The organism is Oryzomicrobium sp. (assembly GCF_036820405.1).
GTDB lineage: Bacteria > Pseudomonadota > Gammaproteobacteria > Burkholderiales > Rhodocyclaceae > Oryzomicrobium.
In genome coordinates this window covers 92,342-106,282 of the sequence record NZ_DAISLS010000007.1, presented here as the reverse complement: position 1 = coordinate 106,282, position 13,941 = coordinate 92,342, and the positions used below count along the sequence as shown (strand labels likewise).

Sequence of the window (13,941 nt, the reverse complement as noted above, 5' to 3'; positions counted from 1 at the left end):
GGTTCAGTGCCCCGTATCCTGAAACTTTGTCAGTCGCTCACTCAGCGCATTTTTTAGTTTTGATGCTGAACTGATCGAAACGACGTTGCTCGCAGCCTGCCCGACGGCATTGGGCTGACTCTCCCGCCATTCCGTGGCTGGTGCAGCAGCCAGGGTTGCCGCTCGTCTTGTAGCCTCGTCGAGTTGTGCCCATTTTTCCTGTCGCTGGTTTTCGCGCACACGCTCCCGCGAAGCTTTGGCTCCTGGTCGAGGGGCTTCTGCTTCGGTTGTCTGCCGTCTTGCCCGGGCGTCCTCGATCTCGGCTAACCTGATCATTCTTTGGTCAGACATCGCCTGGTCGTCCTCGGACTTTGTTTCGACTCGATTCAATCGATTTGCTTCGTTGCTTGCGATTAAGTCCGCGACGTAATACTCACGCGCCACGATCACGTCGCGAGAGATATTGGGAATCGTATGAATTCCCTGAGCATCAACAAGAAGAATCTCAGAAAGATCGTTTGGGTCGACTCTCACTTCTACGTGCCGGGGCTCATTGGGTGCGAAGTTGTGATACAGACACGACTGCTCGATGTAATCACTACTGAAGAGCGCATCGTTGAGCAGTTCAACACGATTGCCGGAACCTGGTCGATGAAGAACCAGTCCGTTCCGCTGGACGCTCGCTGTGTAAGTAGGCAGGAGATTAGAGCGCAGATACAGTGCATTGACCGGCCGCTTACTGACGTATCCTTCCCTCTCCGCCCATCGATAGATTTCAATCCGGGTTGGATTGAAAGCTTGCCCTGCCAGCGCACGCTTCATTTCGGTTGGAACCAGATGCGGTACCCGCTGTTTGGTATTGGCCCAATGCATCCATTGCCACAACAAACGTTCGTAACCGAACAAAGACAGAAGTGCCTTGCGGATTGGTAGCGTCTCGCCGCGTTTCGGCCTCCGACCGTAGGTTGTTCCGGGCAGCTTGTGATCGATTCCAGCGTGTCGGGCGTGATGGCCGCCTTCTGAAGGTGAGTTTCTGTCGGCGCGTCCACTTTCGATGAACTCGATCGAGACGCGAACTTTCTTCGCACATGCTTCTATGCCTCCTATTGCGCGAAGTTCGCCGTTGTCGGATAGCAGGCGAGTGAAAAGAAAGCTCGGGAAATCGTCTGGGGGAATGTCGGTTAAACCAAGCCGATTGAGGATCTTCTCCTTGCTGAGTGCCGCACGCAGGATAGTCAGGTTGGCGTCTGCCGTGCAGGGGCCTCCAATGACGTTATGTGCGCCGCACCAAAGGCCGAACAAGGCTTCTCGAACGAAGAGACCACGAGGTACGCCGATCGGACGGGTGCTATCGAAGCAAGCCACCAGGTTCACGTCGATCGGTGAGGCATCGATCGATCCGACCTGTCCGACTGCATGGATACCGTCGCGTGCCGAACCCACTAGCGGGCGGAAGTTTTTTGCCCACTCACCTTCCCCCATCATCCGGACTAAAGTCGTCTCACGGTCCGAGCTATCCGGTCCATGGTAGAAAAACTCGCGTTCGGTGGGGCGTTGGTGTGCCGGTAGTAGGAGCGGAAGCTGACGGCCATTCTCATGCTTGTAACCATCGCTGTAGAAGGTCGAACTGAAAGCAATGAATTGTTCTTTTTTTGATACCCCTGGCCGGGCGAATATGAAGTAGCCATCACGAATGTTTTGGCGGTCCTGCTCATCGCAGATTCTTCCCGCCAACTTGCTCTCTCCGACTCTTTTTGCCTGGTTGGGGGCGCCCAGGCGGACGCCGTTCTTTCCGTAGCGTGACTTACCCTTGCCCCCACTGTTGGGAGTATTGGGAAGCAAGGCGTCCTTATTCTGGCCAAAAGCGTAGTAGCGATGTAACGCGTCGTAAATTTGGTTAGCACCGACCTGGGCTTCTCGTGCTCGAGCAGGAACGTGCGCATCCAATTCGGCAAGACTCGGCACTGTCCCCGCCTCTGCCATTGCGACCAGCGGCTCAATCAGGTGCCATTTCACCTCCCGCTTTTGGATCTCTGGGGTGAGGAGCTCTTCGCCTGCTGTTACCCATCGTTTTCTCGGGCAAGAGGCCAGCAGCTCCGCATCGGATTTTCCCCACCACGGCGGGATTGTGGGTCCCTCGGACTCGTGCACCTTCCGTTCATCTAGCAGGCCGTACAAAGTATCCAGACGTATGTATTGGAATCCCTTTGCGTAGTAGTTTGGCTGCTTCTTTCCAATCTCCCGCGGCGGAGGTGGCTCCGGAATTTTGATGATTACGAGAGGAAGATCCGGGCTGTCCTTGGCCCCCAATTTGTCTACAACACGATACAGGCCGCGGGAAATATGGGGGGAGTCCTGTAGTACCCTAAAAATGAAGCCTACGCTGACGGACTTCATTTTGAGCTCCCTTCGAATAGTGAGCGCCGCAGATGTTCGCGTAGCGTCCGACCACTCCTACGTGCAGGGTAGGAGGTCAACAGCGGGGTAGAAAGATCGATGTCGATCGCCTGAGTCCAGGCGCAGTGACGAAAAACCGTCCAACCTTCTTCCAGAGATAGCTGTTGGCTCTCTGAGGCAAGAGCAACAGCATCAGAAACTGACAGATTCGGAGCTGATGCGAATTCCCGAGAAAATCCGTGAACGCATGCAGCGAGGTGTGGGGCATCGGTTAGAGTGGCGCGCTCCATGCACCATTCCAGTTGTCCCGCCATCAAAATCGGGACAAAGCGCGAACTGATGATGAGGTAGCGGATTCCATTGCGTTCGGCATAGCGCCTCTCAAGCTCCAAGCGTTCGAGTGTTCGCCACTTGACCGCTTGATTCGGATCCTCAATCGGCTTGCAAGAGATTGCAATCAGATCAAATCCGCTGTTGTCTCGGATGGTGACGAGAAAGTCGATTGTGGCGACGTAGGGGATATCGGAGCCAGGGAAGTGACCGTGTTCGATTCCTGCTTCCGTCGCAATGTCGAGGAGGCCGCTACAGTACCCGAGCTGGAGCCCTTCTGTTCCTGGAGCGCCATATAAAGGGTGAGGATGAGCAATTGGCCAAAGGGGGTACTGCTCCCGGAGATCATGAATTCCCAACCACAGGAGTAAGAGCGCGATCTGATACTCGCCACGGGAAAAGAAATATCCGGGGCGATGTAGCGGGTGCAGGTGTGCTGCAACTTGATTGGATTCACGAGACGAATTCTTGCGACGGAGGGTCAGCCATGGCTGATAGTCAGCACCGTGCCCCATGCCGTATCCATGCTGGATACGCTTAATGAGCTTGTCCCACGTCATTACACATCGGCGCTTTTTCAACGTGCTGCTTGGCGAGTCGGTGCTGAGCCAGTGCTGCAGCCCTTCCTTGTCAGATAGACTTTGGGGGGCAGCGCTTCGATGCTTATCAACCAATTTGCTGATATCCCACTCGACCTGCTCAGCAAGTTCCATTTGCACGCCTCCGAGTGTCCAGTTCGTCTGTTCATGTTGCGACGAACGTCCAGTTTCGGACGTGGCTACGTCCTTAAAACGGCTTAACACCTAGCGTAAACAAGCCTGAGAACGAAACAGCGTTGATGCTCTCAGTTAGTGCAGAGTCGCTCCGAGAGCGACCATGATGTAGCTTTGCTACTATCAAAAAAAAACGGGACAGGCTCGCAATGCCTGTCCCGTTTTAATTTTTCCCTTTTCGGCTTTTGTCGCTCGCTCGCCGACGAAGGCGCCCTATGGGAACGGGCTCAACGGTGATCGCCTGTGTGAAATTCAGGGCGGCTCGAATCAATTCGATCTGCGCCGGATGCAGCCGATCAATCTGCTGCCTCAATTCATTCACCATCCAGAAGACGCTTTCCGGGGCGTCAGCGGGAATCACGATGCGACGTTGAGACGCGTCGTGCGCCTCACGGAGCCGATTCTTCCAGGACTCATCCAGATCGAGTGCGCGTACTACGCGTTCAAGAAAAACTTCGGGCGGGGGCCCCTTGATCCCGATTTCCAAAGCCGAGATGTAGGTTTGTTCATAGCCGAGCAGTTCTGCAACTTCGGACTGGCGCAATCTTTTCATCGTGCGCAGTTCTCGTAGTGTCATTGCAAATGGACTCATCAACCTACCTTGGTCGTAGCAACATATGACTGTAGGTAGAGTAGAAAATTTATTGACAATGTCAAACGTGCAGGCTGGTGCATATGAACCACAAGACGAGCTAGGTCGTGGCTGGACACGGTCATAGCTTCGTGTGAGATGAGAACGTTAGATCAAACCTGGTGAGGCCATTCACTGACACCACTGTGGCATTCCCGCCGTGGGCGTGCATGATCGACTGCGTTATTGCTAACCCGAGACCTGTTCCATCCCCTGTGCGTTGCCTTGCCGCATCTCCCCGATAGAAGCGATCGAACAAGCGGGTGAGTTGCTCAGAAGGAATGGTGGGTCCGGTGTTCTCAACAGATAGTGTCACTCCATCCATCCTCTGTCCGATGCGAACTACCACCTTCCCTCGCTCGGGGGTATGGCGGATTGCATTGGATAGCAGGTTGCTAATTGCCCTTCTGAGCATCAACGGATCACCGACGATGCCTCCACCTCCTTCGAGGGAAAGTTCGATGTCCTTTTCTTCAGCAAGGATGCTGTAGAACTCCAACAGAGCTTGGACCTCGACCGCTAAATCTACTTCCTTGCGGTTGGGTGCAATCAAGTCGTTATCGGATTTCGCGAGGAAAAGCATGTCCGCGATCATGCGTGAAAGGCGCTCTAACTCTTCCGAATTGGATGCAAGAACATCCTGATATTTGCTGAGCGTTCTGGCCTTACTCAACGTCACCTGGGTCTGCGTAAGCAGGTTGCTGACAGGGGTGCGGAGCTCGTGGGCAAGATCGGATGAAAAGTCTGAGAGCCGGCGGAAAGAGCTTTCCAATCGGGCCAGCATGGCATTCAGGGTTTCTGCCACCTCTGCCAGTTCGAGTGGAAAGTCATTTGCCGCAAGCCGCTGATTCAGGCGGTCGGCGGTAATGGCAGCCGCACTACGCCGGATATCCTGAAGGGGGGCCAATCCTCTCCATGCGGCCAACCAACCCAAAAAGCCGGTAAGCAATGCAGCCAACCCCATGACGGTCCAAAGCGTAGTTCGGAATGACTCCATGAAGTGCTCATGCATGCGCAGCGAGGTGGCTACTACAGCGATGATGGGGGGGGCATCCGCAATGCTGGTCTGGATATCCGCCGAAATGCCCCGGTATGACATGTTCGCCTCATCCACCCACAGGTAGGGTTGTTGGCGTGCACGTTGCTCAGGGGTCAAGAGTGCATCAGGTAGCATGGTGCTACCGGTTAGATAGAGCGGCTTCTTCTCCCCTAGGTAGAGAGCCACCTCAAGACCGGAGTGCCCATTCAGCGCGTCATTGAGCTTGTGTGGAAGCTCGTTGAGCTCTTCCTGGGTTTGGATGCCACTTAGCGCATGTTTGAGAAACTCTAATTTCCCAGTAAGAACCTCCGTATCCATCTCCTCGAAGTGTTTCTCCACCAGGGTGCCAATGAGCAATCCTAGAAGCAGGAGAACGATCGTTGAGACGGTGGCAAAGAGCAGCGTCAGGCGAAAGGTGAGAGATTTTGGCGCGAGGAAGATCACTCGACGCTCTCCAGAACGTAGCCCATGCCGCGCACTGTCCGGATCAGTTTCAGAGGGAAATCGTCATCCACCTTGGCCCGGAGGCGCCGTACAGCAACCTCGATCACGTTGGTGTCGCTGTCGAAATTCATGTCCCACACCTGGGAGGCGATCAGAGATCGACTTAGTACTTCCCCCTGACGGCGCAGCAGCAATTCAAGGAGTGCAAATTCCTTGGCCGTCAGATCGATCTTCTGCCCACCGCGGACCACGCGTCGGCGTATCAAATCCAATTCCAGATCGGCGGCTTTGAGTATTTCCGCCTCCCTGTTCTTACTCCCACGCCGGAGCAGGGTTCGAACCCGGGCCAGCAGTTCAGAGAAGGCAAAAGGCTTCACCAAGTAGTCATCAGCACCTAGCTCCAGACCCTTGACCCGGTCGGCGACCTCATCGCGGGCAGTCAGGAACAATACCGGCATTTCCTTGTTTGCACGGCGGGCCCCTTGCAAGACCTGCCATCCGTCAATCCCAGGCAGCATGACGTCAAGAATGATTAAGTCATACGTCCCCGTCAGCGCCAGGTGCAAACCATCAAGACCGTCGCGTGCCAAGTCCACGATAAACCCGGCCTCCACCAGACCTTGGCGGAGATAGTCACCGGTCTTCAACTCGTCTTCGACCACTAGCACTTTCATAGCCGCACTGCCTTCACTGAACCCAAAGCCTCATTGTCCGTTTTCATATCCGCGCTAGGGACTAGATTACGTAAATGTAATCCTGTGGTCAGTTCTCCGTTAATCCCCCTACGGACAATACGCAGGCTTAGGTGGCATGAGGGGTTGCGATGCGGCAGGTGATCGTGGGGATAGTGCTGGGGCTGGGATTGGTATTGGCAGCAGTTATCGGCGTCGTATGGAGTGGGAGGCTCAACGTGTCAGCTGACGAACCGCACTCATATCCTGTGCTTCGTTTTATTACCTGGGCCCGTGAGCGCTCCATCGCAAAGCATGCTGCCGACATCGGCCTGCCTGAGGATTTGTCGGACCATGAGCGCATACGGCGTGGTGCCGGTAACTATGATGCGATGTGTGTGGAGTGTCACCTTCGACCGGGGATGGCATCCAGTGAAATCCGCCGGGGTTTATCCCCCCGGCCTCCGGAGTTGGGCTCGCTTGCTCAGGTCGCAACTGGTGATTCCGGAGTTCGGCGCCAGTTTTGGATCATCAAACACGGCATCGTGGGATCGGCGATGCCCGCCTGGTCTAAGGGAGGTATTGGTGATGAGTCGATCTGGGATCTCGTGGCGTTCCTCAACGCCTTGCCCACACTCAGCCCCTTCCAGTATCGGCAGCTGGTCTCTGCCAGTGATGGGCACACCCACTCAGGTGCAGATGTGCATCAGCATGCCCCCCTCGCCCCAGAGGATCATGGCCGCCATGAACACCCCCACCCCGACGCTCATCACGCGCATTAGGGCCAATCCAAGGAACGCGAAGATTACAGAAATGTAATCCGTGCGTCAGCCTGTTGTTTGGATGCCACCTCCAGAATTCGTGGACCCTTTTCTCCTCCTGGAGTTGTCCATGAAGCGCCTCTTCGCTACCTCCCTTTTCGCATTGGCGTCGGTCGCCGCATTTAACCCCGCGCTTGCAGCTGAGCATGGCGATCACGGGATGATGCATTCCCAAGGTACGGGACAAACCCTGGCTGACGCCACGGTGAAGAAGGTCGACCAGGCCGCAGGAAAGATTACTTTGTCTCATGGCCCGCTACCCAACGGTATGCCGGCGATGACCATGTCGTTCCGTCTGAAAGATCCATCCTGGGCCAATAAGGTGAAAGAAGGGCAAAAAGTCCGCTTCGCCTCAGCTCAGATCGATGGCGCCATGACAGTTACTCGGCTGGAACCTGCTAACTGATGTTCTCGCTTTGCCCGGCGATTCAAGGAAGAAAAATGAAAACCACTGTTCGTCCCCTGGCTCTGGCTGTACTGGTGAGTTTCTGGTGGACTGCCGCCCAGGCAGAAACCCAGCCGCCGGGGGCTAGTGTTGATAGCCTGTTGGCCATCGCGAAGGAACAGAACCCTGAATACGCCGGGTTCCGCTATGAGGCGGAGGCTGCGACAGAGCGGGTGGTGCCGGCAGGGGCCCTGCCGGATCCCAAGCTGAGGACCGAGCTTCGGGATATCACCCGGATGGGGGAGCAAAATGCCACGCTTGCGCCGACCCGGGTTGGCAGTACCCGGTACCTCCTGATGCAGGATGTCCCCTGGTTCGGTAAGCGCGATCTGAAGCGGGAAATTGCCGAGCTTGAGGCACAAGGAGCCCAAGGGCGTGCGCTCGGTAGCTGGACGGAAATATCGACTAAGGTCAAAACGCTATACGCCCAGTTGTACTACCTCAGCCGCAACGAGCGACTGACTCGGGAAATCTTGGATTTGATGGTTCGTCTGGAGAAAGTAGCCCAGGTTCGTTATGCCGGAGGACTTGCGGCCCAGCAGGATGTCGTCCGGGCTCAGGTCGAACAGACGGGCATGCGCAACGAACTGGTAGCGCTGGCTAGTGAACGCCGCCAGCTTCAAGCTCGCCTCAACGCCCTACTTGGCCGTCCAGCCATCGCTCCGCTGGCCGAGCCGGAGGTCCTGCGCAAGCTTCCCGCACCAGCCAAGCTCGAATACGCCGCCCTGGAAGATCGGGTACGGGGGAGAAATCCTTTGCTCTACGCCGCGAATTCACAGGTTCAGGCGGCCGAAAAAACCCGAGAGTTAACCTACAAGAACCGCTACCCGGACTTCACCTTGGGGGTGTCTCCCATCCAATATCAGAACGCGGTCAAGGAATGGGAGGTCATGGTCGAACTCAACATCCCCCTGCAGCAATCCTCCCGACGTGCCCAGGAGCGAGAGGCAGAAGCCATGCTGACCGCGGCCAAGCTGAAACGGGACGCCACTGCCAACCAGGTGCTGGCCGACTTGGTTGAAAACCTATCGGGTATCGACGCAGCCCGCCAAACGGAAACCCTGGTCAACGACAGCCTGTTGCCGCAAGCCCAGCTGACCTATCAAGCCGCACTTGCCGGCTACGAGACAGGGAAAGTCGATTTCGCCACGCTCCTCGACGCACAGCGTCAGATTCGCGTGGCGAAACAGAATCAGATCAAGGCCCAGGCTGACGGCCAAGTCCGCCTGGCAGAAATCGAGCGTCTTTTGGGAGAGGGGTTATGAAGCAAGGGGGCAAGCTGGCCGCCGGCGTGCTTACTGTTGCCGTATTGGCTGCTGCGACAGGCTATTGGGTTGGTGCACGCAACATGACTGGCCACGAAATCACCGCCGTCGGCCAAGCCGGGGGGGCTGCCGGAGAATCCAAATCACGCAAGGTCCTCTATTACCGCAATCCCATGGGGCTGCCAGATACCTCGCCTGTGCCGAAAAAAGACCCCATGGGGATGGACTACATCCCGGTCTATGAAGGTGAGCAGGATGAGGAACCCTCCGGTGCCAACCAGATACGGATCAGTACGGAGAAGATCCAGAAGCTAGGCGTGCGCACTGAACCGGCGACATTGCGCACCCTGGAACGCTTGATCCGGGCGGCCGGACGCATCGAGCCGGATGAGCGGCGTCTTTATGCCATAACCCCAAAATTCGAAGGTTATGTCGAGCGCCTCCATGTCAGCACGACGGGGCAGCCCGTCGCCAAAGGCCAGCCCCTGTTCGAGGTCTACAGCCCTGAGCTCGTCTCTGCACAACGGGAATACGCCATTGCCGCACAAGGTGTCCAGGCACTGAAGGAGGCAAGTGCGGAGACGCAGGCTGGGATGAAACAGCTGGCGGAATCGAGCTTGCTGCGCCTTCACAACTGGGATGTCTCGGAAGAGCAGATCAAGGCCCTGACCAAATCCGGCGAGGTTCGACGGACGCTTACTTTTCGTGCGCCAGTCAGCGGAATCGTGACGGAAAAGAAAGCTGTGCAAGGCATGCGTTTCATGCCGGGCGAGGCTCTCTATCAGGTCGCCGATCTGTCGTCGGTCTGGGTCGTAGCCGACGTGTTCGAGCAGGATATCGGACAAATCACGCAAGGTGCAAAAGCGAAGGTCCGGATTAATTCCTATCCGGACAAAACCTTCGAAGGCTCCATTACCTACGTTTATCCCACTCTCAAGGCGGAAACCCGCACAGTACCGGTACGGATCGAGTTGCCCAACCCGGGCATCTTGCTCAAGCCCGGCATGTTCGCGCAGGTTGAATTGCCGGCTGCTGGCAACTCAGCCAAAACAGCGGTGGTGACAGTCCCACTCTCTGCCGTGATCGACAGTGGTGTGCGCCAGATCGTCCTGGTTGAAGCCAAGGAAGGGCGTTTTGAACCACGCGAGGTCAAGCTTGGCAATCGTGGTAACGATTTTGTCGAGGTTCGCGAAGGCGTGAAGGAAGGGGAACGCGTTGTCGTTGCCGCCAACTTCCTGATCGATGCAGAAAGCAACCTGAAGGCGGCGGTCGGCAACTTCAGTCACGCGGGCCATGGCGATGCAGGCAAATCCCAAGGTGCTTCATCAACGGGCCATCACGCTACGGGCACCGTCGAAGAGATCGATATGAAGGCTGGAACGGCCAGTGTTAGCCACGGTCCGGTCGAGTCGCTCAAGTGGCCAGCCATGACCATGGAGTTCAAAGTGGCCAATGACGCTCTGCTCCAAACGCTACGTCCTGGCGCAAACATCACCTTCGAGTTTGTCGAGCGAGGGCCAGGCGAATGGGTCATCACCTCAGCCAAGCCGGCAGGCAGCAATACGGTTGGAGCTGCTCCCGCCTCTGCCCATCGCGGCCACTGACGGGAATCCGCCATGCTCGCCAAAATCATCGACTGGTCCGGGCGGAACCGTTTCCTGGTTCTACTCGCGGCGCTCTTCATCGTCATCGCAGGCATTGTTGCCGTCCTGCGCACGCCCCTGGATGCCTTGCCTGATCTATCGGACGTCCAGGTCATCGTCTACACGGAGTATCCAGGCCAGGCGCCACAGGTGGTAGAGGACCAGGTCACCTATCCCCTGACGACAGCCATGCTGTCGGTACCGAAGTCCAAGGTGGTGCGGGGCTTCTCCTTCTTTGGCGCCTCCTTTGTCTACATCATTTTCGAGGACGGCACCGATATCTACTGGGCCCGATCCCGGGTGCTCGAGTACCTGAATTTCGCCTCAGGCCGCATGCCCAAGGGAGTCACACCACAGATTGGTCCCGATGCTACGGGGGTAGGCTGGGTCTACCAGTACGCCCTGCTGGCTAAGGACAAGAATCTGGCTGAATTGCGTACCCTGCAAGACTGGTACGTCCGCTACCAACTCACCAAAGCGCACGGTGTGGCCGAGGTGGCCTCCATTGGCGGCTTTGTACAGACCTACCAGGTCACCGTGGATCCGGTGAAATTACGCGCCTATGGCATTCCCCTGGCCAAGGTGACCCAGGTCATTCGCGACTCGAATCGTGACGTCGGCGGACGTGTCGTTGAAATGGCCGAGACCGAGTACATGGTCCGTGGCAAAGGCTACCTGCGCGGTGCCAGTGACATTGAGAACCTTGTCGTCAAAAGCGATAAGGGCACCCCCGTCTTGATTCGGGATATCGCTCGGGTTGAACTGGCCCCGGACGAGCGGCGCGGCCTGACCGAACTCAACGGTGAAGGCGAAGTAGTGTCTGGGATCGCCATGGCGCGCTACGGCCAGAATGCTCTGGAGGTGATCCACAACCTCAAGGAGAAAATCGGTGAAATCTCCTCTGGGTTGCCCGACGGCGTCAGCATCCAGACGGTCTACGACCGCTCCGACCTTATCCATCGCGCCATCGAGACCCTGAAGCACACTCTGCTTGAGGAAAGCCTGATCGTCGCACTGGTATGCATAGTTTTCCTGTTGCACGTCCGCAGTGCCCTGGTGGCCATCCTGATGCTCCCGGTGGGCGTGCTGATTGCCTTCATCGCCATGCGCCTGCTGGGCATGAATTCCAACCTGATGAGCCTGGGGGGGATCGCCATCGCTATCGGTGCCATGGTCGATGCGGCCATCGTCATGATCGAGAACGCGCACAAGCACCTGGAGCGCCTCAAGGAAGGGGAGTCACGCACCGAGGCGATGATTTCGGCATGCAAGGAAGTGGGCCCCGCCTTGTTCTTCTCGCTGCTGATCATCACTGTCTCATTCCTGCCGGTGTTCACCCTGGAATCCCAGGAGGGTCGGCTGTTCTCGCCGCTGGCCTATACCAAGACCTTCGCCATGGCCGGCGCGGCCTTCCTCTCGGTCACCCTGGTGCCTGTCCTGATGATGCTGTTCATCCGTGGGCGGATCATGCCGGAGGCCAAGAATCCGGTGAACCGCTTCCTGATCTGGCTGTACCGGCCGATCATCGCCGGGGTGATGCAGTGGAAGAAAACCACCATCGCTGTGGCTGTAGGAATCCTGGCATTGTCGATCTATCCGGCGTCCCGCCTGGGCTCTGAGTTCATGCCGACCTTAAATGAGGGCTCGCTCCTTTATATGCCGGCCTCCCTGCCGGGGATGTCGATCACAAAAGCCGCCGAGTTGCTGCAGACTCAGAACAAGCTTATCAAGAGCTTCCCTGAAGTCGAATCGGTCTACGGCAAGGCTGGACGGGCAAGTACCGCCACTGATCCGGCGCCGACGGAGATGTTCGAGACCGTGATCAACCTGAAGCCGGAATCGGAATGGCGTAAGGGCATGACCACCGACAAGCTCATCGCGGAAATGGACAAAGCGCTCCAATTCCCCGGCGTCTCCAACGCCTGGACCATGCCGATCAAAGCGCGGATCGATATGCTGTCCACCGGTATCCGCACACCCATTGGCATCAAGGTGTTCGGTAAAGATCTTGCCGAGATGGAGCGTCTGGCTAAGGAAATCGAGGCAGTAGTAAAGACGGTCCCGGGGACTAGCTCCGCGTTTGCCGAGCGGATCACCGGTGGGTACTACCTGAACATCGAACCGGACCGGGAGCAACTGGCCCGTTACGGCCTCGGTGTCGGTGAATTGCAGGACGTGATCGGCACTGCGCTTGGTGGGGAAATGGTCACCACGACGGTTGAAGGCCGGGAGCGTTTCGGGGTGAATGTTCGCTACCCGCGGGAATTACGCTCCGATCCTCAGCAGATCGCCCGGGAAGTGCTGGTGCCAACACCGGATGGCGCCATGGTGCCGTTGGGGCAACTGGCGCGAGTCGAAGTTGCCCAGGGCGCCCCCGGTATTCGGACTGAGAATGCCCTGCTTTCCGCTTACATCTACGTAGATATTCGGGACCGGGATATCGGTCGCTATGTGGCGGAAGCCAGGCGTGTCGTCAATGAACAGGTCAAGTTTCCCGCTGGCTACTACGCGACCTGGAGCGGCCAATTTGAATCCATGGAGCGCGCCATCGAGAAGATGAAGATCGTGGTGCCGGTCACTCTCTTGATCATATTCCTGCTCCTCTACCTCAACTTCAAACGCCTCACCGAAACCCTAATCGTCATGCTGTCTGTGCCCTTCGCCTTAGTTGGCGGAGTCTGGCTGATGTGGCTGCTTGGCTACAACCTGTCAGTGGCTGTTGCCGTGGGCTTCATCGCCCTGGCGGGGGTTGCCGCTGAAACCGGTGTGGTGATGCTGATTTACCTGGACCACGCCTGGGAAGGGATCAAGGAGCGGAGCCGTCTGGCTGGCCGCACGCCAAGTGTTGCCGATCTCTACGAGGCTGTTATGGAAGGTGCCGTGGAGCGGGTCCGCCCTAAGATGATGACGGTCGTCGCCATCATGGCAGGCTTGCTCCCGATCATGTGGAGCACCGGCACGGGGTCCGAGGTCATGAGCCGCATTGCAGCCCCCATGGTTGGGGGGATGATTTCTTCCACTGTACTGACCCTGGCCGTCATTCCGGCGCTGTATGCCCTCATTAAGCAGTGGCGCTTGAATCGAGGTATTGAGCAATGACACAGCAGCAACATTCCTCCCACCGGCTACGCTGCTTCGGGCTCGGCCTTATCCTGATGTCGATGCTGGGACAAGGTGCCTGGGCTCAGTCGTACGCCGTGCCCAAACCTAGTCCGGGGTTGATGCCGAACCCCGGAGTGGGGAAAGGACTTTATGGAAAATTCTGCGCCAGTTGCCATGGCGTCGATTTGCAGGGGTCCGCTAAGGGCCCACCGTTCCTGCACAAAATCTACGAGCCCGCGCACCACAGCGACGCAGCGTTCCAACTGGCGGCGAAGAATGGCGTCCGTGCCCATCACTGGGCATTTGGTGACATGGCGCCGATTCCTCTAGTTTCTCCTGATGAGGTGGCCCATATCACCGCCTATGTTCGCGTGGAGCAACGCAAGGTAGGTATCCAGTAA

10 protein-coding genes and 1 pseudogene are annotated in these 13,941 nt (G+C 57.2%); 6 read left to right on the top strand and 5 right to left on the bottom strand.

Translation table 11 applies throughout. The features are described 5' to 3' along the window. Window positions 1-3: 3 nt before the first annotated feature. The 5 genes from V7Z98_RS08065 to V7Z98_RS08045 all read right to left on the bottom strand — a co-directional run bounded on the left by V7Z98_RS08065 (window position 4) and on the right by V7Z98_RS08045 (window position 6,267). On the bottom strand, window positions 4-2,376 hold the full coding sequence (locus V7Z98_RS08065) for a hypothetical protein (RefSeq protein WP_293263959.1): 2,373 nt from the start codon (window positions 2,374-2,376) through the stop codon (window positions 4-6). After that, a complete protein-coding gene (locus V7Z98_RS08060; protein WP_293263958.1) occupies window positions 2,373-3,419 on the bottom strand; it encodes a TnsA endonuclease N-terminal domain-containing protein in 1,047 nt (348 codons plus the stop codon). The genes V7Z98_RS08065 and V7Z98_RS08060 overlap by 4 nt, the downstream gene beginning before the upstream one ends. A 223-nt stretch (window positions 3,420-3,642) precedes the next feature. Continuing rightward, a complete protein-coding gene (locus V7Z98_RS08055; protein ID WP_334157605.1) occupies window positions 3,643-4,071 on the bottom strand; it encodes a helix-turn-helix domain-containing protein in 429 nt (142 codons plus the stop codon). 121 nt (window positions 4,072-4,192) lie between these two features. After that, window positions 4,193-5,593, bottom strand: a complete 1,401-nt coding sequence (locus V7Z98_RS08050; protein WP_293263957.1) for a heavy metal sensor histidine kinase — start codon at window positions 5,591-5,593, stop codon at window positions 4,193-4,195. Beyond that, the gene (locus V7Z98_RS08045) at window positions 5,590-6,267 is read right to left on the bottom strand and encodes a heavy metal response regulator transcription factor (RefSeq protein WP_293263956.1); all 678 of its coding nucleotides are present in this window, start codon (window positions 6,265-6,267) and stop codon (window positions 5,590-5,592) included. The genes V7Z98_RS08050 and V7Z98_RS08045 overlap by 4 nt, the downstream gene beginning before the upstream one ends. Window positions 6,268-6,416: 149 nt before the next feature. On the opposite strand from V7Z98_RS08045, the pseudogene V7Z98_RS17855 reads away from it, so the two are divergent. The 6 genes and pseudogenes from V7Z98_RS17855 to V7Z98_RS08020 form a co-directional block, all read left to right on the top strand. Beyond that, window positions 6,417-6,872, top strand: a pseudogene (locus V7Z98_RS17855) (c-type cytochrome); the annotation flags it as partial. 283 nt (window positions 6,873-7,155) lie between these two features. Further along, window positions 7,156-7,491 carry a copper-binding protein gene (locus V7Z98_RS08040; protein ID WP_054620182.1) on the top strand — a complete coding sequence of 112 codons (336 nt, stop codon included), beginning with the start codon at window positions 7,156-7,158 and terminating at the stop codon, window positions 7,489-7,491. 35 nt (window positions 7,492-7,526) lie between these two features. Next, window positions 7,527-8,795: a TolC family protein gene (locus tag V7Z98_RS08035; RefSeq protein ID WP_334157604.1), complete on the top strand. Its 1,269-nt coding sequence runs from the start codon at window positions 7,527-7,529 to the stop codon at window positions 8,793-8,795. Further along, window positions 8,792-10,399 (top strand): efflux RND transporter periplasmic adaptor subunit, encoded by a 1,608-nt coding sequence (locus tag V7Z98_RS08030; RefSeq protein ID WP_293263954.1) that lies wholly within the window; start codon window positions 8,792-8,794, stop codon window positions 10,397-10,399. The genes V7Z98_RS08035 and V7Z98_RS08030 overlap by 4 nt, the downstream gene beginning before the upstream one ends. A 12-nt stretch (window positions 10,400-10,411) precedes the next feature. Further along, window positions 10,412-13,537 carry an efflux RND transporter permease subunit gene (locus tag V7Z98_RS08025; protein WP_293263953.1) on the top strand — a complete coding sequence of 1,042 codons (3,126 nt, stop codon included), beginning with the start codon at window positions 10,412-10,414 and terminating at the stop codon, window positions 13,535-13,537. Next, window positions 13,534-13,941, top strand: coding sequence for a c-type cytochrome (locus V7Z98_RS08020; RefSeq protein WP_293263952.1), 408 nt, complete (start codon window positions 13,534-13,536; stop codon window positions 13,939-13,941). Before V7Z98_RS08025 ends, V7Z98_RS08020 begins: the two co-directional genes overlap by 4 nt.